This window comes from Kitasatospora mediocidica KCTC 9733 (genome assembly GCF_000744225.1).
Lineage (GTDB): Bacteria > Actinomycetota > Actinomycetes > Streptomycetales > Streptomycetaceae > Kitasatospora > Kitasatospora mediocidica.
On sequence record NZ_JQLN01000005.1, the window covers coordinates 568,445 to 590,574 of the forward strand.

At 73.0% G+C, this 22,130-nt stretch carries 26 protein-coding genes; 12 read left to right on the plus strand and 14 right to left on the minus strand.

All coding sequences use genetic code 11. The annotated features are described in order from the left end of the window. Positions 1-66: 66 nt before the first annotated feature. The 4 genes from BS80_RS41880 to BS80_RS16605 all read left to right on the plus strand — a co-directional run bounded on the left by BS80_RS41880 (position 67) and on the right by BS80_RS16605 (position 2,668). Positions 67-213, plus strand: a complete 147-nt coding sequence (locus BS80_RS41880; RefSeq protein WP_198045545.1) for a hypothetical protein — start codon at positions 67-69, stop codon at positions 211-213. 249 nt (positions 214-462) lie between these two features. Then, positions 463-1,101 carry a DUF6758 family protein gene (locus tag BS80_RS16595; RefSeq protein ID WP_035798216.1) on the plus strand — a complete coding sequence of 213 codons (639 nt, stop codon included), beginning with the start codon at positions 463-465 and terminating at the stop codon, positions 1,099-1,101. Between the two features lie 51 nt (positions 1,102-1,152). Next, entirely contained in the window at positions 1,153-2,037 is an 885-nt protein-coding gene (locus BS80_RS16600) for a PHP domain-containing protein (RefSeq protein WP_035798218.1), read from the plus strand. A 16-nt stretch (positions 2,038-2,053) separates the two neighbouring features. Then, on the plus strand, positions 2,054-2,668 hold the full coding sequence (locus BS80_RS16605; protein WP_035798221.1) for a MarC family protein: 615 nt from the start codon (positions 2,054-2,056) through the stop codon (positions 2,666-2,668). 37 nt (positions 2,669-2,705) lie between these two features. Here BS80_RS16605 and BS80_RS16610 read toward each other — a convergent pair whose 3' ends face one another. From BS80_RS16610 to BS80_RS16620, 3 genes are all read right to left on the minus strand, one after another. Next, on the minus strand, positions 2,706-3,350 hold the full coding sequence (locus BS80_RS16610) for a suppressor of fused domain protein (protein ID WP_083974796.1): 645 nt from the start codon (positions 3,348-3,350) through the stop codon (positions 2,706-2,708). 63 nt (positions 3,351-3,413) lie between these two features. Further along, complete coding sequence (locus BS80_RS16615; protein WP_408607383.1) at positions 3,414-4,355, minus strand: DMT family transporter; 942 nt, start codon at positions 4,353-4,355, stop codon at positions 3,414-3,416. A 124-nt stretch (positions 4,356-4,479) separates the two neighbouring features. Beyond that, positions 4,480-5,016 carry a hypothetical protein gene (locus BS80_RS16620; RefSeq protein ID WP_035798223.1) on the minus strand — a complete coding sequence of 179 codons (537 nt, stop codon included), beginning with the start codon at positions 5,014-5,016 and terminating at the stop codon, positions 4,480-4,482. A 148-nt stretch (positions 5,017-5,164) separates the two neighbouring features. On the opposite strand from BS80_RS16620, the gene BS80_RS16625 reads away from it, so the two are divergent. From BS80_RS16625 to BS80_RS16635, 3 genes are read left to right on the plus strand one after another with little or no spacing between them, the layout of a single operon-like run. Next, positions 5,165-6,472, plus strand: coding sequence for a magnesium transporter MgtE N-terminal domain-containing protein (locus BS80_RS16625; RefSeq protein WP_035798225.1), 1,308 nt, complete (start codon positions 5,165-5,167; stop codon positions 6,470-6,472). Further along, positions 6,462-7,133 (plus strand): DUF1003 domain-containing protein, encoded by a 672-nt coding sequence (locus BS80_RS16630; RefSeq protein ID WP_035798227.1) that lies wholly within the window; start codon positions 6,462-6,464, stop codon positions 7,131-7,133. The genes BS80_RS16625 and BS80_RS16630 overlap by 11 nt, the downstream gene beginning before the upstream one ends. A gap of 57 nt (positions 7,134-7,190) precedes the next feature. Beyond that, entirely contained in the window at positions 7,191-8,351 is a 1,161-nt protein-coding gene (locus tag BS80_RS16635) for an Mrp/NBP35 family ATP-binding protein (protein ID WP_035798229.1), read from the plus strand. A 52-nt stretch (positions 8,352-8,403) separates the two neighbouring features. Here BS80_RS16635 and BS80_RS16640 read toward each other — a convergent pair whose 3' ends face one another. From BS80_RS16640 to sigE, 4 genes are all read right to left on the minus strand, one after another. After that, positions 8,404-9,099, minus strand: coding sequence for a hypothetical protein (locus tag BS80_RS16640; protein ID WP_035798231.1), 696 nt, complete (start codon positions 9,097-9,099; stop codon positions 8,404-8,406). 153 nt (positions 9,100-9,252) lie between these two features. Further along, on the minus strand, positions 9,253-9,708 hold the full coding sequence (locus tag BS80_RS16645) for a sec-independent translocase (RefSeq protein WP_035798233.1): 456 nt from the start codon (positions 9,706-9,708) through the stop codon (positions 9,253-9,255). Positions 9,709-9,892: 184 nt separating this feature from the next. Next, a complete protein-coding gene (locus tag BS80_RS16650; RefSeq protein ID WP_051966696.1) occupies positions 9,893-10,744 on the minus strand; it encodes a zf-HC2 domain-containing protein in 852 nt (283 codons plus the stop codon). A gap of 113 nt (positions 10,745-10,857) precedes the next feature. After that, a complete protein-coding gene (gene sigE, locus BS80_RS16655) occupies positions 10,858-11,595 on the minus strand; it encodes an RNA polymerase sigma factor SigE (protein ID WP_051967122.1) in 738 nt (245 codons plus the stop codon). A 357-nt stretch (positions 11,596-11,952) separates the two neighbouring features. Here sigE and BS80_RS16660 point away from each other — a divergent pair, with 357 nt between their 5' ends. After that, complete coding sequence (locus tag BS80_RS16660) at positions 11,953-12,597, plus strand: O-methyltransferase (protein WP_035801512.1); 645 nt, start codon at positions 11,953-11,955, stop codon at positions 12,595-12,597. 111 nt (positions 12,598-12,708) lie between these two features. Here the strand turns inward: BS80_RS16660 and BS80_RS39415 are convergent, their stop codons facing one another. Then, complete coding sequence (locus BS80_RS39415) at positions 12,709-12,876, minus strand: DUF3117 domain-containing protein (protein WP_083976644.1); 168 nt, start codon at positions 12,874-12,876, stop codon at positions 12,709-12,711. 387 nt (positions 12,877-13,263) lie between these two features. Between BS80_RS39415 and BS80_RS16665 the strand changes: the two genes are divergently transcribed. After that, entirely contained in the window at positions 13,264-14,064 is an 801-nt protein-coding gene (locus BS80_RS16665) for an enoyl-CoA hydratase-related protein (protein ID WP_035798234.1), read from the plus strand. Positions 14,065-14,097: 33 nt separating this feature from the next. Here the strand turns inward: BS80_RS16665 and BS80_RS42800 are convergent, their stop codons facing one another. Then, positions 14,098-14,664 carry a DNA-3-methyladenine glycosylase I gene (locus BS80_RS42800; RefSeq protein ID WP_035798236.1) on the minus strand — a complete coding sequence of 189 codons (567 nt, stop codon included), beginning with the start codon at positions 14,662-14,664 and terminating at the stop codon, positions 14,098-14,100. Continuing rightward, positions 14,661-15,107 carry a DivIVA domain-containing protein gene (locus tag BS80_RS42805; protein ID WP_063771996.1) on the minus strand — a complete coding sequence of 149 codons (447 nt, stop codon included), beginning with the start codon at positions 15,105-15,107 and terminating at the stop codon, positions 14,661-14,663. Before BS80_RS42805 ends, BS80_RS42800 begins: the two co-directional genes overlap by 4 nt. Positions 15,108-15,276: 169 nt before the next feature. On the opposite strand from BS80_RS42805, the gene folP reads away from it, so the two are divergent. Further along, entirely contained in the window at positions 15,277-16,089 is an 813-nt protein-coding gene (gene folP / locus BS80_RS16680) for a dihydropteroate synthase (RefSeq protein ID WP_051967123.1), read from the plus strand. A gap of 4 nt (positions 16,090-16,093) precedes the next feature. On the opposite strand, the gene BS80_RS16685 is transcribed toward folP, so the two are convergent. Together BS80_RS16685 and dapE are read right to left on the minus strand one after the other, a co-directional pair. Continuing rightward, positions 16,094-16,933 (minus strand): LOG family protein, encoded by an 840-nt coding sequence (locus BS80_RS16685; protein WP_083974806.1) that lies wholly within the window; start codon positions 16,931-16,933, stop codon positions 16,094-16,096. 93 nt (positions 16,934-17,026) lie between these two features. Continuing rightward, positions 17,027-18,112: a succinyl-diaminopimelate desuccinylase gene (dapE, locus tag BS80_RS16690; RefSeq protein WP_035798242.1), complete on the minus strand. Its 1,086-nt coding sequence runs from the start codon at positions 18,110-18,112 to the stop codon at positions 17,027-17,029. Positions 18,113-18,275: 163 nt separating this feature from the next. Here dapE and BS80_RS16695 point away from each other — a divergent pair, with 163 nt between their 5' ends. Both BS80_RS16695 and BS80_RS37765 read left to right on the plus strand, forming a co-directional pair. After that, complete coding sequence (locus BS80_RS16695; protein WP_232246505.1) at positions 18,276-19,310, plus strand: hypothetical protein; 1,035 nt, start codon at positions 18,276-18,278, stop codon at positions 19,308-19,310. A 332-nt stretch (positions 19,311-19,642) separates the two neighbouring features. Further along, complete coding sequence (locus tag BS80_RS37765; protein ID WP_051966698.1) at positions 19,643-20,470, plus strand: hypothetical protein; 828 nt, start codon at positions 19,643-19,645, stop codon at positions 20,468-20,470. Between the two features lie 65 nt (positions 20,471-20,535). Here the strand turns inward: BS80_RS37765 and dapC are convergent, their stop codons facing one another. Beyond that, a complete protein-coding gene (gene dapC / locus BS80_RS16705) occupies positions 20,536-21,681 on the minus strand; it encodes a succinyldiaminopimelate transaminase (RefSeq protein WP_035798244.1) in 1,146 nt (381 codons plus the stop codon). 20 nt (positions 21,682-21,701) lie between these two features. Further along, positions 21,702-22,031 (minus strand): ferredoxin, encoded by a 330-nt coding sequence (fdxA, locus tag BS80_RS16710; RefSeq protein WP_035798246.1) that lies wholly within the window; start codon positions 22,029-22,031, stop codon positions 21,702-21,704. Positions 22,032-22,130 lie beyond the last annotated feature (99 nt).

Sequence of the window (22,130 nt, forward strand, 5' to 3'; positions counted from 1 at the left end):
GGACCGGTACAGACGAGCAGCACCCCACAGCCTCAGCAGCGTCTGAGGCCAGGAAGGGAGACGCCCATGCGTTTCGAGATCCACCGACTGGACCACCACCAGGACTCCGCGAACGGCCGGCTGATCGCCGACGCGGAGACCGTCCGCGCACTCGTGGAGGCCGCCGCCCGCACCGGCGAGCGCCTCTACATCCGCCCGTGTCCCACCGCCTGACGGCCCGCCGGGCCGCGCACTGCGGCCGCCGCGACCACCGCGGCGGCACCTGACGCCCCGTCGCCGACCCTTCGGCGACGGGGCGTCGGCATGTCCGGCGCGCCCCCGCCGACGTTTGCCGTCGACCCGGGCGGGACATCCCCTAGCCGGGGCCACCGCCGCCGCCCGGCCCTGCCGGCGGCACCCGACGCACTCCGAACGGGTGATCGTCCTTGACGCGGCGCTCCGGAGGGAGGAGCGTTGTCGGCTATGAGGGGCGAGCCAAGTTGTCCGAGGTGCGCCGGTCGGGTGCGTGCCCCCGGTCTCTTCTCCGACACCTGGCAGTGCGATCGGCACGGGGCCGTCCATCCGATGCAGCCGGTGCTGCCGCCGAGCGTCGAGGCGCTGGCCGTCGCGGTCGCCCGCTCCCAGGTGCCGGTCTGGCTCCCCTGGCCGCTGCCGGTCAGCTGGCTCTACACCGGGATCGCGCACGTGGGCGACGACGTCTCGGGTGCCCGTGCCACCGCGGTGGCCTGCTCGGGCCCGGCGCCGCTGGGCGGCTTCGGGGAGCTGATCCTGGTCGCCGAGGAGCTCGGCGTGGGCCTGGGCGCGCGGTACGCGGGCCTTCCCGGCCCCGACCCCGGCGATGCGATCTCACTGCACAAGCCCGCCGACACCAAGCTGCTGGCCGCCGGCCGCCCGACCGCGATGTGGCACGTCGCCAGCGCCCCGGACGACCGTGCGGTCTTCGTCGGCGAGGCACTGGGCCTCTGGCTCTGGGCGATCGCCTGGCCCGAGCAGTCCGCGCTGCTGATGTACGACGAGCTGGTCCTCACCGACCTGCGGGACGCCGGCGCCGAGCTGGAGCTGCTGCCCTGCGGGGCCCTCTCCCCGCGTCTGCTGGGCTGACTATCCTGGGCTCCTGCCCGACGCCCGTCCAGGAGCCAGGAGTCCAGCACCGTGCGCATCGACCTGCACGCCCACAGCAACGCATCCGACGGCACCGACAGCCCGGCCGAGCTGGTGGCGGCGGCGGTCGCGGCCGGGCTCGACGTCGTCGCGCTGACCGACCACGACACCGTCGCGGGCCACGCCGAAGCAGCGGCCGCCGTCCGCGATCTGCCCGAGGGCAGCTCGCTCACCCTGCTGCCCGGCGCCGAACTGTCCTGCCGGGTCGAGGGCATCAGCATGCACCTGCTGGCCTACCTCTTCGATCCGGCCGAGCCGGCCTTCGCCGCCGAGCGCGAGCTGGTGCGCACCGACCGCTTCCGGCGCGGCCGGGCCGTGGTGGAGCGCTGCCGGGAGCTCGGCGCGCCGATCAGCTGGGAGCAGGTGGAACGGATCGCGGGAGGCGGCTCGGTGGGTCGTCCGCACATCGCCAGCGCGCTGGTCGAGGCCGGCGTGGTGGCCACCGTCTCGGACGCGTTCACGGCCGACTGGCTGGCCAACGGCGGCCGGGCGGACGTGCCCAAGCACGAGACCGACCCGGCCGAGGCGGTCCGGCTGGTCCGGGCGGCCGGCGGCGTGCCGGTCTTCGCGCACCCGGGGGCGGTCAAGCGCGGCCGTACCGTCTCCGACCAGGTGATCGCCGACCTGGCGGCGGCCGGCCTCGGCGGCCTGGAGGTGGACCACATGGACCACGACGACCAGGCCAAGGCTCATCTGCGCGGCCTGGCAGCGGAGTTGGGCCTGTTCACCACCGGCGCCAGCGACTACCACGGCTCCCGCAAGACGGTCGGTCTGGGCGACCACACCACCGACCCGGCCGTCTACGAGCAGTTGCTGGCGCAGGCGACCGGCATGCGGCCCATCAGTGCGCTCCGGAGTGCGTCAAAGGTGTCCTAACCGGACAATTCGACGCATGGGCTTCTTCGACGCGACGACGTTCGGGTCGCTCTTCGTCACGCTCTTCGTGATCATGGATCCGCCGGGCACCATCCCGATCTTCCTCGCGCTGACCTCCGGCCGGGCACACAAGGTGCAGCGCCGGATGGCCTGGCAGGCCGCGGCGGTGGCGCTCGGCGTGATCACCACCTTCGGCCTCTTCGGCCAGCAGATCCTGGACTACCTGCACGTCTCCATCCCGGCCCTACAGGTCTCGGGTGGCATCCTGCTGCTGCTGATCGCGCTCGACCTGCTCACCGGCAAGATCGAGGAACCCACCCAGACCAAGGACGTCAACGTCGCCCTGGTGCCGCTCGGCACACCGCTGCTGGCCGGGCCGGGTGCGATCGTCGCGGTCATCCTGGCGGTGCAGAAGGCCGACACCGGGGCGCAGGAGTTCGCGGTCTGGACGGCGATCGTGGTGATGCACGTGGTGATGTGGCTGACCATGCGGTTCTCGCTGGTGATCATCCGGATCATCAAGGAGGGCGGCGTGGTGCTGATCACCCGGCTCTCCGGGCTGCTGCTCTCGGCGATCGCCGTCCAGCTGGTGGCCAGCGGGGTGTACGGCTTCGTGCACGACTACAAGTAGCGCGACTACGGGCAGCGCGGGCGCCGGCAGCGCGGGTTCAGTCCAGCGGGACGCCGCGGCGCTGCGGGTCGCGCAGGTCCGTTCCGTGCTTCAGCCAGCGCTCCTCCAGCGCGCCCGCCCCCTGGACGCGCTTGTGCGCCGCCTCGTTCGGGGTCATCGGGAGCAGCGGCAGGAAACGCACCGGATCGGCCGGTTCCTCCAGTTCCAGATCCTCGACCAGCCCGCCGGGCTCGGCGGCCAGCACCGAGGTGAACGGCGCGCCCTCCCACAGCGGGGCGCCCAGGTCCAGCGAGGTCCCCGGCGCCACCACCAGGCCCTCGACCTGCGGGGTCGCCGCGAAGGTCGCCAGCGTGCGGAGCACGTCGTCTCGCCCGCCGCGGACGGTGAGCAGCAGCTCGACGCGCGGGCCGCGCACCGGGTCGACCACGGCTGACGTCGGGTCGGCCATCGGCGCGGCGGACATGCCGAGCGTCGCGTACCGGACCAGCCCCTGGGCGTCCGGTCCGAACCGCAGCACCTCGATCCGCTCGGCGCCGAGGAAGGTGACCCCGGCCCGGCCGCTGGGCTCGCCGAAGGTGCTGATCAGCCGGGCCTCGACCGCGCTCAGCACGTCGAGGGAGGTCGGGCCCTGGGGACCGTGCGGCTGCGAGGGGTCACCGAACAGCGGGAAGTCGTGCGCCATGCCGCGAGCGTACCGGGCGGCCCGGCGGCCGCGAGCGGCCGGGACGCCCCACCGGGCGGGCGGTCAGCGACGGCCGCCGCGGGCCACCAGGACCAGGCCCAGCAGGATCAGCCCGAGCGCCGGGTACGCCCAGACCGACGGCAGCTGGCGCAGCCAGACGGCGGCGATCAGCGCGGCGCCCGGTGTCTCCAGCAGGATCGCGGTCGAGGTGACGGACGGGCCCAGGGTGCGCACCACCCGGTTGCTCAACGAGTGGCCGAGCAGCTGGGCGGCCACCATGAGCAGGGCGATCTGCCCCCATACTCCGGCGGACCAACCGGACAGCGAGGTCCCGGTGGCCAGGCAGATCACCAGCAGCACGACGGAGGTGGTGGTGTAGCAGACCACCGTGTACGCGGTGGTGCTGACGGTCCTGCGGACCTCGGCACCGAGCAGCAGGTAGCCGGCGGCGGCCAGCCCGGCGCCCAGTGCCAGCGCGTCGCCGGCCAGCGCCCTCGGCGCGAGCGTGAGGTCGACGCCGGTGAGCACCAGCACGCCGGCGAAGGCCACGCAGGTGCCGATCCAGACCGCCCGCGGCGCCCGCCGGCCGAAGAGGCGCATCAGCAGGATGGTCCACAGCGGTGTGGTGGTGACCAGCGCGGTCGCCGAGGCCACCGAGGTCATCCGCAGGCTCGGCATCCAGAGCGCGAAGTGCAGGGCCAGCAGCGTGCCCGCGCCGATCGCCAGCAGCAGCGCCCGGCGGCCGATCGTGCGCAGTTCGGCGCGATGCCGCAGCAGGGCGTAGGGACCCAGCACGCCGACCGACATGACGTTGCGCCACAGGGCGATGGCCAGCGCCGGCGCCGCCGTGGCGGTGATCAGCGGAGCGGAGAGCGAGATGCCGCCGATGGAGACCGCGAGGAGCAGCAGATCCGCCTTCGGCAGCTGCGGGGCGGCCTCGGGGAAGGCGACGGTGGCGGCCGCGGAAGCGGCGCCGGTGCCGGCGGGCACGACGGTGTCGGGCACGGCGCTCCTCGGGGCTGGGCAGGACAGGGGAGTACCACGGTAAGGCCCATGGCACCCAATGGGCACTGTCGCCCGCATGGCGGGACAGCCGCCCGCTCAGCCCGTCTGACGCAACCCCGGCGCGTCAGCTCTTGCGGCGGAGCCTGCCGAGGACCAACTTCGGCAACCCCGCCGGGATCGGCTGACGTGTGGTGGCCGGGCTCGGCATCGGCTCGGCGGCGTGCGAGGCGTCCGACATCGACCCCGGCTGCTCGGTCGGCGCCCCGACGGGCTCCAGCCGCAGCACCCGGCACTCGGCGGCCCAGCGGTCCGCGATGGTGTCGGTGTCGGGGGCGTTCAGCCGCTTGCCCTTCAGCTCCTCGACGGCGCCCTCCCAGGCGGCCGAGCGGGGCTCCAGCACGGACACCCGGGCCTGCCAGCCCACCAGCCGGCCCCACTTGTCCTTGCTGCGGACGGTCACCGCCGCGAGCGCCCCCGCGGCCAGCCCGTGCAGCGGCTGCTCTCCGGCGTCGCCGACGACCACCACAGCCCCGTCGTACCAGGCGTGCCAGACGGGTCGGCTCTGGTCCGCCCCGGGGGCCTGGACCCAGAGCAGGCCGGACTTCTTGGCGGACTCCTCGACCAGCGCCCGGTCGAGGAAATCGTCAGCAGTTGCGGTCATACCGTCCATGCCGCACAGCGTACGGGGCGCGACCGGCGGGCGGGCGGGTACCGGATCACTTCGTACGGCGGCGGGGCGCCACCCGCCGCGGCGCTTCGGCCTTGCGCACTTCGGTAGCCTGAGCGCGACGACGTCTGGAAGGAAGTCCATGGCAGGGGCAGGTACCCGGGTCTTTATCTCCCACCTTGCAGGCATCGCCGTCTTCGACCCGAACGGCGATCAGGTCGGCCGGGTCCGCGACGTCGTCGTCTCGCTGCGGATCGGCGGTCGGCCGCCGCGCGTGCTCGGACTGGTGGTCGAGGTGGTCGGCCGGCGCCGGATCTTCCTGCCGATGACCCGGGTGACGAGCCTGGAGTCGGGCCAGGTGCTCACCACCGGTGTGATCAACATGCGCCGCTTCGAGCAGCGCGCCGCCGAGACCCTGGTGCTGGCCGAGCTGCTGGACCGGCGGGTCACCGAGACCGGCACCGACTCCGAGGTCACCGTGCTGGACGTCGCCATGGTGCAGACCCGGCTGCGCGAGTGGGAGATCAGCAAGGTCTTCGTCCAGCGCGGCAAGCCGACCAGGCTGCGCAAGAGCAAGGGCGAGGCGGTCACCCTCGACTGGTCCGCGGTGACCGGCTTCTCGCTGGCCGAGGAGGGCCAGGGCGCCGCCAACCTGCTGGCCACCTTCGACCAGCTGCGCCCCGCCGACCTGGCCAACGTGATGCACCACCTGTCCGCCAAGCGCCGCGCCGAGGTGGCGGCCGCGCTGGACGACGAGCGGCTGGCCGACGTCCTGGAGGAGCTGCCCGAGGACGACCAGGTCGAGATCATCGGCAAGCTGAAGGACGAGCGCGCGGCCGACGTCCTGGAGGCGATGGACCCGGACGACGCCGCCGACCTGCTCTCCGAGCTGCCCGGCGACGAGGCCGAGCGGCTGCTCCAGCTGATGGAGCCGGACGAGGCCGCCCCCGTGCGCCGGCTGCTCGCCTACCAGGAGGACACCGCGGGCGGTCTGATGACCACCGAGCCGATCGTCCTGGAGCCGAACGCCACGGTCGCCGAGGCGCTGGCCCGGGTCCGGGTCTCCGACCACAAGCCCGCGCTGGCCGCCCAGGTCTACGTCTGCCGCCCCCCGAACGAGACCCCGACCGGCAAGTACCTGGGCACCATCCACTTCCAGCGGCTGCTGCGCGAGCCCCCGTACACCCTGGTCGGCTCGATCGTCGACGGCGACCTGGACCCGCTGCCGCCGGACACCCCGCTCTCGCTGATCACCAGCTACCTGGCCACCTACAACATGGTGGCCGCCCCCGTGGTCGACGACGCGGACCACCTGCTGGGCGCCGTCACCGTCGACGACGTCCTCGACCACCTGCTGCCGGAGGACTGGCGCGAGGCGTCCCTGCACGACGGCGAGGCTCACTCCACCCCGCACGACGCATACGAGAGCGAGGCGACCCATGGACGGTGAGCGCAAGGGCCGGCGCGAGGGACGCGACGAAGCTCCCCGTCAACGTCAGCGGCTGCACGGGGAGTTGCGCCAGCTGAGGCAGCTGCGCGAGCTGCGGGTGCGGGAGGGCAGCAGCCGTACGGTACGGGTCGAGACGGCGCACGGCACCGTCGTGCGCTCCCGGCTCGACCAGCCGCGCACCACCCGGCCCGGCCTCTTCTCGCTGCCCACCTACGACCCCGAGGCGTTCGGCCGGTTCTCCGAGCGGATCGCCCGCTTCCTCGGCACCGGGCGGTTCATCGTCTGGATGACGGTGGTGGTGGTCATCTGGATCGGCTGGAACACCCTGCTGCCGCCCAAGGTCCGCTTCGACGAATACCCGTTCATCTTCCTCACCCTGGTCCTGTCGCTGCAGGCCTCCTACGCCGCGCCGCTGATCCTGCTCGCCCAGAACCGCCAGGACGACCGCGACCGCGTCAACATGGAGCAGGACCGGGCCCGCAGCGACCGCAACATCGCCGACACCGAGTACCTCACCCGCGAGGTCGCCGCCCTGCGCAACGGGCTCGGCGAGGTCGCCACGAGGGCCTTCATCTCCGGCGAGCTGGCCGGGATCCGCTCCGACCTGCACAGCCTGCTCAAGGAACTCGACGAACGCCGGGACTCGGCCGAGCTGTTGTGACCCGCGGCACGCTACCGGCCAGTCAACGTGCCTCTCGGCGCGCCGTACCATCAAGACATGGCCAATGAGACAGAGGTCGCGACCGGTGTGACGGAGGATTCCGTCCGCCAGGCGCTGTCGACCGTGCAGGACCCGGAGATCAACCGTCCGATCACCGATCTCGGCATGGTGAAATCGGTGCGGATCGCCGACGACGGTGCGGTGCACGTCGCGGTCTACCTGACCGTCTCCGGGTGCCCGATGCGCGAGACGATCACCAGCCGGGTGCAGGACGCGGTCGGCGCGATCCCGGGTGTCACCGCGGTCGAGGTCGAACTCGACGTGATGAGCGACGAGCAGCGCAAGGAGCTCTCCACGCTGCTGCGCGGCGGCGCGCCCGAGCGGGAGATCCCGTTCGCCAAGCCCGGCACGCTGACCCGGGTCTACGCGGTCGCCTCCGGCAAGGGCGGCGTCGGCAAGTCCTCGGTCACCGTCAACCTGGCCGCCGCGATGGCCGCCGACGGCCTCAAGGTCGCGGTCGTGGACGCCGACATCTACGGCCACAGCGTGCCGCGGATGCTGGGCGTCGAGGGCCGGCCCACCCAGGTCCAGGACATGATCATGCCGCCGTCCGCGCACGGCGTGAAGGTGATCTCGATCGGCATGTTCACCCCGGGCAACGCGCCCGTGGTGTGGCGCGGCCCGATGCTGCACCGCGCGCTCCAGCAGTTCCTCGCCGACGTCTACTGGGGCGACCTGGACGTGCTGCTGCTCGACCTGCCGCCGGGCACCGGCGACATCGCGATCTCGGTCGCCCAGCTGGTCCCGAACGCCGAGATCCTGATCGTCACCACCCCGCAGATGGCCGCCGCCGAGGTGGCCGAGCGGGCCGGCACGATCGCGCTGCAGACCCACCAGAAGATCGTCGGCGTGATCGAGAACATGTCCGGCATGCCGTGCCCGCACTGCGACGAGATGGTCGACGTGTTCGGCACCGGCGGCGGCCAGACCGTGGCCGACGCGCTGACCCGGGCGACCGGCGCCAACGTGCCGGTGCTCGGCAACATCCCGATCGACATCCGCCTGCGCGAGGGCGGCGACGACGGCACCCCCGTGGTGCTGGCCGCGCCGGACTCCCCCGCCGGAGCCGCGCTGCGCGCGGTGGCGGGCAAGCTGGGCGGCCGTCAGCGCGGGCTCTCCGGGCTCTCGCTGGGGCTCACGCCGCGCAACAAGTTCTGACTCCGGCACGACGCGAAGGAGGGGCGCCCACGGCGCCCCTCCTTTTCGCGGCTCAGCGCCCGGCGTAGGCCGTCAGGTCCGGGATCGTGGCGAAGCCGATGCCGTACGCGCTGACGCTGCGGCCGTAGGCGCCGATCAGCACGCCGGGTGCCTCGCCGGCCAGCACCCAGCCGTACACGGACTCGCGGTAGCGGAACGGCTGCGGCAGGCCGTTGACCGGCAGCGTGAGCGGCGACCAGCCGGGACCGTCCAGGTCGTCCGCGAGGTCCCAGGCGAGTGCGCTCTGCTGGTCCATCCAGTCCTGGCGCAGCGCGCGGTCCAGCTGCCCCGGCCAGGCGGCCGCGAGCAGGCCGGAGCCGGCCAGCCAGGCGGCCGAGGAGGCCGAGGTGGCCTCCAGCATGCCGGTGCCGTCCGCGCTGCGGCGGCCGGGGCGGCGGGCCACCGTGACCACGACGGCGAACCGGCCGCCGTTCCTGGCCTGGTGCTGCATCGGCAGCTCCTCGCCGTGGCCCACCGAGCCGTAGTCGATGGCGCGCGGCTGCGCTCCGGGCCGGCCGCCGCTCGCACCGGCCTGGAGCAGCCAGCGACGGCCCGTCCAGCCGTCGTCCAGGCCGTACCAGGGGAAGTCGGCCGTCAGGTACGGCGCCAGCGGGTCGGCCGGCGGCGCCGTCCGCCGGGCCGGCACCTCCGCCTGGCCCCCCGCCTGTGCGGTGGCGGCTCCCACCGCACCACTGCTCGTCGCGTCCATCCCGGGCCTCCTCAAGACACCTGTCGCCCCTGCGGCACCCCCGTGCGGGCCTGGGAAACAGGCCCGGGAGGCTGTCAGCACAATAGCCGCGCAGACGACGGCACCCCGTCCGGCGAGGCGCCGGGCGGGGTGTCGGGTGTCGCAGGACGCCGGTCAGGTCGCGTCGAGGTCGTACGGCGGGCGCTCGCCGGAGGCCAGCGGCTCGCCGGTGTCCGTCTTGACCATGTTGACGGTGGCCGCCGCCGGCGTCTTGGTCGTGGCGACCGTGCCGGTCGGGGCCTTGTCGTCCAGGGCCGACTTGAGATCCATGCTGGACTTGAGGTCCATCGTCGTGTCGCGGAGCTCCTTGAAGCCCAGCGGGTCGTCGTCGCCGCCGAGCAGGCTCTTGCGCACGAAGGTCTTCGGGTTGAGGTCCTCGAACTCGAAGTCCTTGAAGTTCGGACCCAGCTCGCTGCGGATGTCGTCCTTGGCACTGTCCGCGAACGAGCGCACCTTGCGGATGAAGCCCATGGTGTCCTGGATCAGCTTGGGAAGCTTGTCCGGCCCGAAGATCACGATCGCCATCACGACCAGGGTGACCATTTCGAGTGGGCCTATGTCGAAGAACACGTAAGCTCCCAGATCCTGAAGGACAGACCCGGCGCGGCCCGCGACACCGGTTCCGTACAGCGTAATGGCCACCAGCAAGTCTGTGGCCCACCAGGGAATGAAGCCGTGGTAAAGACCAGCCGGTAGCCGGGAAGCAACGCCTCGTACGGGTGATTCGTAGCCCCGCGAACGGGTGACCGCAGGGCTACGGGAGCAGCCGGTGGCCGTTCAGCACGGGGCTGATCGCACCGCCCGGCGGCGCGGGCGGCACCAGGCTGAACAACTGCACCGAGCCCGAACGGACCGGGAAGTCCACCGGGAGCTGCGGCGTGGTCAGCGGAACCGCCTGCTGACCGCCCGGCACCGCGGGGACCGCTGCGCTGCCGTGCGGGTCGTCGATCGGGGTGTCACCGGCGACGGCGGCCAGGCCCAGGCTGCCGAATCCGCCCAGCGCCACCGCGGCGACCGAGAAGGCACCGGCCGCGGCGAAGACGAGCCGCCGTCCGCGCGGTGCGGGGGGCCGTGAGATCGGCTGCGCGACCGGCGGCCTGCTGGGGGCCGTGACCGAGCGGGCGGGGCCGCGACGGCCCGTCCAGAGCCGGGTGTCCGGTCCGCGGCCGGCCCGTGGGTCGACTCCCGGTACGGGCGTGTCCGCCCCCAGGGCGCCGCCGCCGAACGTGGAGCCCGCGCCGCGGCCGAACAGCCCGCCGGTGAGCCGGCTGCCGCCCAGGGTGACCGCGGGCACCGACGGGCCGCCGCCGGGACCGCCACCCGGGCCGTCCACCTCGCCGTCCGGCAGGGCGGCCACCGCCATCAGGCGGGACATCAGCAACGCGGACGGGCCGACCACCTCGGTCGCGGTGAGCAACTGCTTGACCGAGCGGCCCTCGTCCGCCTCGGCCAGGCACTGGGCACAGGTCGCCAGGTGCGCCTGGACCCGCTCGCGAGCGTCGTGCCCGAGTTCGCCGTCCAGATACGCCGTGAGCCGCTCGCCGAGATGGTGCTCGTCGGCGGCTGCCGACGGTTCGGGCTGGCGCACGCTGATCGGGCGCAGCACGGGAACCTCCTGACAGGTGCTCTCGTCCCCTGCGGGCAGTGGCTCCACAGGGGGCTGGGACACCGAACGATGCCCGGACGCGGAGCGCCCGGAAGCTGACCGGCCCGAGCCGCTCACGATCGCCTCCGTCCGCTCCCACCCGGCGCGCCGGTGCCGGGCTCGCCGACGACCGCGACCGCGGCCACCGGCTCCAACTGCTCCGAACCGCCACGCCGGATCCGCCCGGGGGCGGTGCCGGGGGCACGGTGCTTGAGTGCGGCGCGCAGGTGCGAGCGGCCGCGGTGGATCCGGCTGCGGACGGTGCCGAGCTTGACGCCCAGGGTGGCGGCGATCTCCTCGTAGGAGAGGCCCTCGATGTCACAGAGCACGACGGCGGCCCGGAACTCGGGGGCCAGCGTGTCCAGCGCCTGCTGGACGTCGGCGTCGAAGTGGGTGTCGCTGAAGTGCTGCGCCGGGTTCGGCTCACGGCTGGGCAGCCGCTCGGCGGCGTCGTCGGCCAGCGAGTCGAAGCGGATCCGCTGCCGGCGCCGGACCATGTCCAGGAAGAGGTTGGTGGTGATCCGGTGCAGCCAGCCCTCGAAGGTGCCGGGGGTGTAGGTGGACAGCGAGCGGAAGACCCGGACGAAGACCTCCTGGGTGAGATCCTCGGCGTCGTGCTGATTGCCCGTCAGGCGGTAGGCCAGGCGGTAGACCCGGGCGCTGTGCGCCTCGACGATCTCCTCCCAGCTGGGGGGCGTCCAGCCCTGCGCGTCGGGCCCCTCGGCGAAGGTCGCCAGCGCGGCGGGGGCCGAGGGCTCGGCGGCGGTGCCGTCGGACGACTGGTCCAGGGGGGTGTGCGCAGACTGGTTCATCACGGGCTTCGGCGTACGGGCCGACGAGGTGCCGCGGAGATGCCGCCGCACAGGGACGTCGCCCTCGGCCACACCTCCTCGGTTGGCTCTTCTGCCCAGCAGGGCCACCACCATATCCACCTCACCCGTCAGTTCTGGATAAAAGTGTGCTCATTTGTCGGCCGGACCGCGCGCGACCTCCAGTCGACATCCCCCGACCACTTCCGCGACCACTCTCACCGGGAGAACGGCCCGCCACCGGACGCGGTTCCCGCCCGGCCAGTAATCTGTGGCTGGAAATATCGACATCCCTCGGCAGTACACCGGGACCACCGGGCCCGCCGGGTACAACCGCCCAGCTCAACCCCCTACTCCTCCCTGAGGGACCACATCATCGACTTCGGGCCCACGGCCGCGACCCTCGCCGACACCTACGTCGACGAGGACGCCGTGCTGACCTACGCCCGGGCGCAGTCCGCCCGGACCGGCGTGCGGGCCATCGGGCCGAGCGGCGGGGCCTGTCTGCGGCTGCTGGCCGCCGCCCTGGGGGCCAAGGCGGTGGCGGAGATCGGCACCGGGACCGGTGTCTCCGGGATCTACCTGCTGCGCGGGATGCGGCCGGACGGCATCCTGACCACCGTCGATCCGGAGCCGGTCCGGCAGGACTTCGCGCGCGAGGCGTACCTCGCGGCGGGTTTCGCGGCCAATCGGGCGCGATTCATCCCCGGGCGCGCCCTGGAGGTGCTGCCCCGGCTCGCCGACGGCCAGTACGACCTGGTTTTCTGCGATGCCGACGCCGCCGAATCCCAGGCGTATCTTGCAGAATCGTTGCGGCTGCTGCGGCCGGGCGGGATGGTCTGCTTCGAGGGGGTCTTCCAGGAGGGCCGGCTGACCGACCCGGCGCTGGACGACCCGCGCACCCGCGCGGTGCGCGAGCTGGTGCAGGCGGTCCGCGAGAGCGACCTGCTGCTGCCGGCCCTGCTGCCGGTCAGCGACGGGCTGCTCTGCGCGGTGCGACGCTGAGCCGGCCGCCGGTCGGCCCGGGCATGGGAACGGGGCCCGTCCCGGTCGATGTCGCATCGATCCGGAGCCGGGCCCCGCACGCATCTCAGGAGATGCCAAGCCTCGCGGGAGTCAGCCGCAGGCCTGCTTCAGAGCCTCACCAAGGGCGCTTGCCTCGTCCGGAGTGAGCTCCACCACCAGGCGCCCGCCGCCTTCGAGCGGGACGCGCATGATGATGCCCCGCCCCTCTTTGGTGACCTCGAGCGGGCCGTCACCCGTCCGCGGCTTCATGGCCGCCATGCTCGTTCCCCTTCCTGCAACCGCGCAGCTACGTACCAGCAGTCCGTCCACCGCAGGTATCGAACGCATTGATCGGAAGCCATTATCCCGCATTCATCGCCCCGATGACCAACGTCACTCTCTCCGCACCACGGGCCACACCCTCCCAGACCGGCTGATTACCGCTCAGAATCCCCGCCACCGGGAGGGACGAAGCGGCATCAGATGCCGCACCCAGCCTGCCCGGGCCGGGTGGCGCGGGGCCGTACGGCCGCTTCGGGGCGCCTGGGGAGCAACGCGGCCAAAGGTGCGCTACCTCACACTCCCGCCACCTCGCACTCCCGCAGCCTCCCGCGCTCCGGCATGCTGACTCGGGTCCGACCCTCGACCGAAACGGGAGCCCACCAGATGTCCGACTCCGTGCTGTACGAGCTCGACGGCGGCCTCGCCGTCATCACCATCAACCGCGCCGACGCGATGAACGCGCTGGACGTGCCCACCAAGGTGGCGCTGCGGGACGCGGTGGTCCAGGCCGCCGGCGACCCGGCCGTCCGAGCGGTGCTGCTCGCCGGCGCGGGCGACCGGGCGTTCTGCGTCGGCCAGGACCTCAAGGAGCACCTGGGGCTGCTCAAGCGTGCCGACGAGACGGGCGAGGCGCCGCTGAAGACCGTCTCCGAGCACTACAACCCGCTGGTGCGGGCGCTGACCGGGATGCGCAAGCCGACGGTGGCCGCGGTCGGCGGGGTGGCGGCCGGCGCCGGCGCCTCGCTCGCGTTCGCCTGCGACTTCCGGATCGTCGCGGACACGGCCGGCTTCAACACCTCGTTCGCGGGCGTGGCGCTCACCGCGGACTCGGGCGCGTCGTGGACGCTGCCCCGGTTGGTCGGACACGCCCGGGCCACCGAGCTGCTGATGCTCCCGCGGACCGTCAAGGCCGCCGAGGCGCTCGCCCTCGGGCTCGCCACCCGGGTCGTCCCGTCCGCCGAACTGGCCGACACTGCCCGCGAGTTCGCCCGGCAGCTGGCCGAGGGTCCGACCGTCGCCTACGGCGCGATCAAGGCCGCACTGGACTTCGGGGCCTCGCACTCGCTGAGCGAGACGCTGGACAAGGAGGACGAGTTGCAGACCCTGGCCGGCGCCAGCGAGGACCACCGGATCGCGGTGCGCGCCTTCGTCGCCAAGGAGCGGCCGAACTACGTCGGCCGCTGACCTCCTGACAGGACCCGGCGGGCTGCCGCGCGGTCAACGCGCGTGGCAGTCCGCCAGATGGTCGTTGACCAGGCCGCAGGCCTGCATCAGGGCGTAGGCGGTGGTCGGGCCGACGAAGCGGAAGCCGTTGCGCTTCAGCTCCTTGGCCAGCGCGGTGGACTCCGGGGTGACCGCCGGGACGTCCGCCAGGGTCTTGGGCGCCGGGCGCCGCGGGTCGCCGGCGAACTGCCAGACCAGCGCGTCCAGGCCGCCGTCCAACGCCTGCGCGGCGCGGGCGTTGGCGATCGCCGCCTCGATCTTCAGCCGGTTGCGGATGATGCCGGTGTCCTGCAGCAACCGCTCGGCGTCGGCCGGGCCGAATTCCGCGACCTCGTCGATCGCGAAGCCCGCGAAGGCCGCCCGGAAGCCCTCCCGGCGGCGCAGGATGGTGATCCAGGACAGCCCGGACTGGAAGGCTTCCAGACAGATCCGCTCGAACAACGGGTCCTCGCCGTGCACCGGGCGGCCCCACTCGGTGTCGTGGTACTCCCGGTAGTCGTCCGACGAGTTGCCCCAGGGGCAGCGCAGCAGGCCGTCGGGGCCGGGCTGAAGGCCGGTCACTTCTCCCCGGCCCGCGGGTCGGCGGGAGCGGCCACGCCACCCGGCTCGCCCGCAGCGCCGGCCGGGGCCGAGACGGCCTCGACCACGCCTGCGAAGGCCTCCAGACCCGGCAGCGGCTCGGAGCCCGGCAGCGCCGTCTCCCCCGCCTGCTCCCCGTCCTGCCCGGCGACCGCCGCCTCCAACTCGGAGATCCGCTGGTCCCGGTAGGCCAGCTCGGCGCCGAGCCGGTCCAGGACGTCGTCGACCTCCTCCATCCGGTAGCCGCGGACCGCCATCGGCAGCCTGATCTCGTCCACGTCGTGCCGGCTCAGCGGCCGCTCCTGCGGCAGCCGGGCGGCGATCCGGTCCTGCACGGCCTCCGGCAACGAGCCACCGCCGCCGAGCGCCACCAACGCGGCACCGCCGACCACCACGGCCATCGCCACCACGATCACCCAGAACACGAGCTGTCCTCCCGACACTGAGAATGCGGCCGCGTGAGGGATCATGGTGTCCCTGGGAAGGCCGGGGCCCCATCATCGCACCAGGGCTCCCGCGGATCGATACCTGAAGGAGCGACGGGTGGCACTTCGGCTGGGACCACGTGAGTTCGGCGACGACGAGCTGGTCATCATGGCCATCGTCAACCGCACCCCCGACTCGTTCTTCGACCGTGGTGCGACCTTCGCCGACGAGGCCGCCTTCGCCGCCGCGGACCGCGCGATGGCCGAGGGCGCGGCGATCCTGGACATCGGCGGGGTCAAGGCCGGGCCGGGCGAGGAGGTGACGGTCGAGGAGGAGCTGCGCCGGACCGTCCCCTTCGTCGCCGAACTGCGCGGGCGCCACCCGGGCGCCGTGATCAGCGTGGACACCTGGCGGCACGAGGTCGGCGAGGCGGTCTGCGAGGCCGGCGCCGACCTGCTCAACGACGCCTGGGGCGGCGCGGACCCCAGGCTCGCCGAGGTCGCCGCCCGCCACGACGTCGGCCTGGTCTGCACCCACGCGGGCCGCGCCGAGCCGCGCACCCGGCCGCACCGGGTCGGCTACGCGGACGTGATGGCCGACATCCTGGACGTCACGGTCGGCCTGGCCGAGCGGGCCGCCGCGCTGGGGGTGCGGCGGGACGCGCTGATCATCGACCCGGGCCACGACTTCGGCAAGAACACCCGGCACTCGCTGGAGGCCACCCGCCGGCTGCCCGAGATGACGGCGACCGGCTTCCCGGTGCTGGTCTCGCTCTCCAACAAGGACTTCGTCGGGGAGACGCTCGACAAGCCGGTGGACGAACGGCTGCTCGGCACGCTCGCCACCACCGCCGTCTCGGCCTGGCTGGGCGCCCGGATCTACCGTGCGCACCAGGTGGCCGAGACCCGGCAGGTGCTCGACATGGTGGCGTCGATCCGCGGCACCCGCCCCCCGGCGGTGGCCCGCCGGGGACTGGCCTGAGCCGTCAGATCTCGCCGTTCGGGCGGCGGCACTCGGCCAGGATCTTCAGCACCTCGTCCAGGTCGTCGGTGACGTGGAACAGGTCGAGGTCGGCGGGCGAGGCCTTGCCCTGGGCGACCAGGGTGGTGCGCAGCCAGTCCACCAGGCCGCCCCAGTAGGCGGTGCCGAAGAGGATCACCGGGAACCGGGTGACCTTCTTGGTCTGCACGAGGGTGAGCGCCTCGAAGAGCTCGTCCAGCGTGCCGAGGCCGCCGGGCAGCACCACGAAGCCCTGCGCGTACTTCACGAACATCGTCTTGCGGACGAAGAAGTAGCGGAAGTTCAGGCCGAGGTCGACGAACTCGTTGAGCCCCTGCTCGAAGGGGAGCTCGATGCCGAGGCCGACGCTCAGCCCACCGGCCTCCGAGGCGCCGCGGTTGGCGGCCTCCATCGCACCGGGGCCGCCGCCGGTGATCACCGCGAAGCCGGCCTCCACCAGGGCCCGGCCGATCGCCACCCCCGCCGCGTACTCGGGCGAGTCGACGGCCGTCCGCGCCGAGCCGAACACGCTGACCGCGGGCGGGAGTTCGGCGAGGGCGCCGAAACCCTCGACGAACTCCGAGGTGATCCGCCAGACCCGCCAGGGATCGGTGTGCAACCAGTCGGTGGGTCCGGTGGTGTCCAGCAGGCGCTGGTCCGTGGTGCTGGTGCCGACCTGGTCGCGGCGCAGCAGCACCGGACCCTTCTGCTTCTCCGGCACGCTCTTCTTCGCCGGCTCCGAACCGAACTCGGGGCTCTCCACCAACTCCGGCCCGTGGCCGAAGTGCCGTCCGTCTGCGCCGTCGTGCGCTGATGTCCCTGTCATGACGAAACAGTACGCCCGCCGCACCCGTATCGGGGGGAACGGCGGGCGGGCGGTCCGGTGACCGGCAGGCGAACGGCGGTCAGTGGCCGGCGGTCACTCGGCGGTGAGCCAGTCGCGCAGGCGCTGCTCGCACTCGGCGATCGCCGCCAACGAGCAGTGCTCCTCGCGCTTGTGGGCGAGGTTCGGGTCGCCGGGGCCGTAGTTGACGGCGGGGACGCCGAGCGCGCTGAACCGTGCGACGTCGGTCCAGCCGAACTTGGCGCGGGCGGCGCCGCCGGTGGCGGCCAGGAAGGCCTGGGCGGCCGGCTGCGCCAGGCCGGGCAGCGCGCCGGGGGCGGAGTCGGTCACCTCGACCGCGAAGCCCTTGAACACGTCGCGCACGTGCTCCTCGGCCTCGGCCTCGCTGCGGTCCGGCGCGTAGCGGAAGTTGACGGTCACCACGCACTCGTCCGGGATCACGTTCCCGGCCACCCCGCCGCGGATGTCGACCGCATTGAGGCCCTCGCGGTACTCCAGGCCGTCGATCTCGACCCGGCGCGGCTGGTAGGCGTCGAGTCGGCCGAGCACCTCGGCGGCGCGGTGGATGGCGTTGTCGCCGAGCCAGCTGCGGGCCGCGTGGGCGCGGGTCCCGGTCAGCGTGACCTTCACCCGCAGGGTGCCCTGGCAACCGCCCTCCACCATCGCGCCGCTGGGCTCCATGAGCACCGCGAAGTCGGCCGCCAGCCAGTCGGGCCGCTCCCGGGCCAGGTGGCCCAGGCCGTTGCGGGCGGCCTCGATCTCCTCGCAGTCGTAGAAGACGAAGGTGAGGTCGTGGTTGGGCTCGGTCAGCGTCGCGGCGAGGCGCAGCTGGACGGCGACACCGGACTTCATGTCGGAGGTGCCGCAGCCGTAGAGCAGGTCGCCGTCGACGCGGGAGGGCAGGTTGTCGGCGATCGGCACGGTGTCCAGGTGGCCCGCGAGCAGGACCCGCTCGGCGCGGCCGAGCCGGGTGCGAGCCACCACGTTGTTGCCGTAGCGGTCGACGGTCAGGTGCGGGTAGCCGCGCAGGGCGGCCTCCACGGCGTCGGCGAGTGCCTGCTCGTCCCCGCTGACCGAGGGGAAGTCGACGAGCTGCGCGGTGAGCGCGCCGCCGTCCAGGGAGAGGTCGAGGGCGGCCAGGGCGCTGTTCGGGCTCGTCATGGTCGCCAAGCGTAGCGCCGCTCCCCGCTCCGGTGACCGGAGGGCGATCGCCGGGCGCCCGGGCCGAGCGGGATCCGCAGCGCAACCGGTGGGCACCGCACAGTCGTCCGAGTTCGTGGTGAATGAGTACGGTGTGCGGTAACAACCCGAGGTGAGAGGGGCCGTGGTGGCCATCGACGAGGAAGCGGCCGGTGGCCGGCGACGGCCGATCCGCTGGGTGCTGACGGTGTTGCTGCTGGCCACGGCGGTGATGGCGGGTCTGCTGATCTGGAACCGGCACCAGGCGGCCGTCGCGCCGGAGGGCTGCGCCGTGACCCCGGCAGGCGGCAAGCCGGTGACGATGGACATCGAGCAGGGCTCCAACGCCGCGACCATAGCGGCGGTCACCATCTCCCGCGGGCTGCCCGAACGGGCCCTGACCATCGCACTCGCCACCTCGCTCCAGGAGTCCAAGCTGCGCAACCTGGAGGGCGGCGACCGGGACTCGCTCGGGCTCTTCCAGCAGCGGCCCTCGCAGGGCTGGGGCACCGCCCAGCAGATCCAGGACCCGGTGTACTCCACCAACAAGTTCCTGGACGCCCTGGTGAAGGTGCCGGGGTACGCGCGGCTGCCGCTCACCGACGCCGCCCAGGCGGTGCAGAAGAGCGGCTACCCCAGCGCGTACGCCAAGCACGAGGCCAACGCCGACATGCTCGCCCTGGCGCTGACCGGGCGCGCCCCGGCCTCGTTCACCTGCACGGTGCACCAGCTGACCCCGCAGGACGGGATCGGGGTGCCGGCCGCCGACGCCGTCTCGCCCTCGCCCGCCGCGTCGCCGGCCGCCAACCCGGCCCAGCTGGTCAGCGACCGGGTGCGCCGTGAGTTCGGCCATGCGGTGACGGTCGCGCCGGTCACCGCGACGGGATCCGCGACGCCTTCGGCGGACCCGGGGGCGACGGCCGCCGACACCCTGGCGCTCACGCCCGACCCGACCGCCAATACGGACGCCGGGGCCGACGCGCAGCTGCAGAGCGGCTGGGCGGTGGCCCAGTGGTCGGTGGCGCACGCCCAGGAGCTGGGCATCGGCTCGGTGGCCTTCGACGGCAAGGCCTGGCGGGTGGACCGCTCGGCGGACGGCTGGAAGGCCCTGCCGGCCGCCACCGCGACGGTGACGGACCGGGTCCTGCTGACCCTCGGCATGCCGACGTCCAAGCACTGAGCAGCCGTCACCTCAGATTGACGAACGCGCGCCCGACACCCCTCCAGGTGGGTGAACCGCGTCAAGCCGACGAGACCTGCCACGCCCCCTTCGGGGTCGCCCGCGCACAGCCCGGGCGACCCCGGCGTCAACCCGTCGGTCCTTTGCGCGGCAAGGGAAGTGACGTTTCCGCAGAGCGCCGATCAGGTGGCGAAATGTCGGGAATGTCAGAAAAAGGATCATGCGATCTTTAGGGAGTCTTTGCCCGAAGCGGCCGAAACCTTCTCGCTCCTCAAGCGGTAAACACGACGTTCGCCAGTCGGACCGACCTGTCCTCACCTCATTGGAGCACCATGTCTCTCCCCCTCACGCGTCGGATCGCCCAGGCCGCCTTGCTCGTCGCGGCCGGTGCGACACCGCTGCTCGTCGCCGGTTCGGCCTCGGCCGCCGAGCTGGTCCCGCAGCACACCGACCTCGCCTCGGGGGTCAGCAAGCTGGACGGTGTCACCTCGGACTCGAACCTGAAGACCGAGACCCACCAGGTGGGCCAGGCGCTCGGCAAGACGGGCGCGATCGCGGTCGGCACCGTCGTGCCCGCCGCCGCCGACACGACGGGTACCGCCGCCGCCACCGCCCTGCCGCAGAGCGACAAGAGCCTGGGCGACCTCACCCCGCAGAACACCACCACCAACGCCACCGGCGTCGCGGGCCTGCTCACCACCCCGGCGACCACGTTCGCCGGCCTGCTGGCGCCCAGTGCCGTGCACCGCGCGATGCCGGCCGGCGCGATGAGCAACATGCCCGGCCTGCCCACCGTGAGCGGGGTGGACAAGGTGGTCAACGCCGACACCGTGAGCAACCCGCTGGCCGCCGCCACGCACCTGACCGACTCCGTCCCGGCCACCAGCCGGCTGAGCGGCGCGCTGCCCGCCACCAACCGGCTCGGCGGCGCGCTGCCGACCGGTGACACGCTCGGCTCGCTGCCGGTGGTCGGTGGCCTCTCGCACGGCCTGCCGAGCACCGGCGCGCTGCCCGGCACCGACCAGCTGGCCGGCCACGCGGCCGACGGCACCCACCGGCTGAGCGCCCTGCCCGACCTGGGCGGCGCCAACAACAACCCGCTCGGCGCCCTGCTGGGCGGCCTGACCGGCTCGCTGCAGCACCCGCCGGCCGTCAGCTGACACATCTGACGAGGGGCTGGAGGAGCGCACGCCGCGCTCCTCCAGCCCCTCGTCGTATCCGCGGCTCAGCCCCGCAGGCGGGCCACCGCTGCGGCCACCCGCTCGTCGGTGGCGGTGAAGGCGACCCGGACGAAGCGGTCGCCCGCCGGTCCGTAGAAGTCGCCGGGCGCCACCAGGATGCCCAGCCGCGCCAGTTCGGCCACGGTGTCCCAGCAGGGCTCGTCCCGGGTCGCCCAGAGGTAGAGGCTGGCCTGCGAGTGCTCGATCCGGAACCCGTAGCCCTCCAGCGCCTCCCGCAGCGCCGCCCGGCGCGCCGCGTACCGCGCGCGCTGCTCGGCCACGTGCGCGTCGTCGCCGAGCGCGACGACGGTCGCCGCCTGCACCGGGGCGGGCACGATCATCCCGCCGTGCTTGCGGATCTCCAGCAGCTCGCGCACCACCACCGGGTCGCCGGCCACGAAGGAGGCCCGGTAGCCGGCCAGGTTGGAGCGCTTGGAGAGCGAGTGCACGGCCAGCAGGCCCTCGTGCGAGTCGCCGCAGACGTCCGGGTGCAGCACGGAGACCGGCTCGGCCTCCCAGCCGAGCTCCAGGTAGCACTCGTCGCTGACCAGCAGCACCCGGTGCTCCCGGGCCCACTCCACGGCGCGGCGCAGCTGGGCCGCCGTCAGGACCCGACCGGTCGGGTTGGACGGCGAGTTCAGCCAGAGCAGCCGCACCCGCGCGGGGTCGAGCTCGTCGACGTCCTCGTAGGCCACCGGCTCGGCGCCGCAGAGCCGCGCGCCGACCTCGTACGTCGGGTAGGCGAGCCGGGGGAAGGCCACCTGGTCACCGGGGCCCAGGCCCAGCTGTCCGGGAAGCCAGGCCACCAGCTCCTTGGAGCCGACCGTCGGCAGGACGGCCTGCGGGCCGATGTCGGCGCCCATGCGACGGCGCAGCCAGTCGGCGGCGGCCTGGCGCAGCGCCAGCGGGCCCCAGACGGTGGGGTACCCGGGCGTGTCGCTGGAGCCGGCCAGCGCCTGCTGGATCAGATCCGGGACCGGGTCCACCGGGGTCCCGACCGAGAAGTCGCAGATCCCGTCGGGGTGGGCCAGCGCGGTCGCCTTGTAGGGCTCCAGCTTGTCCCAGGGGAAGGTGGGAAGAAGGTCGGATACGCGGCGCGCCGCCCCCGGGTGTCCCGGGAACGGCGCGCGCACGGCATCTTTGGTGCTCACAGCTCAGCTGCCGCCGATCGTCAGTGGTCGCCCTGGTTCTGCGGCGAGAGTGCCTCGATGAAGGGGTGGTCCCGCTCGATCAGACCGAGCTTCGAGGCACCACCGGGCGAGCCGAGCTCGTCGAAGAACTCGACGTTCGCCTTGTAGTAGTCCTTCCACTCCTCCGGAGTGTCATCCTCGTAGAAGATGGCCTCAACCGGGCAAACCGGCTCACAAGCACCGCAGTCGACGCACTCATCCGGGTGGATGTAGAGGGAGCGCTGCCCCTCGTAGATGCAGTCGACCGGGCACTCTTCGATGCATGCCTTGTCCTTGACGTCCACACAAGGCTGCGCGATGACGTAGGTCACGCTGTCGTTCCTCCTCGGAAGGGCTGGCTGCCCAAAGTATTTCCTGCATGCGCGGGTGAGCGCGGCGTAGTCGATGCCCGCACCTAGTATCGCGGGTCA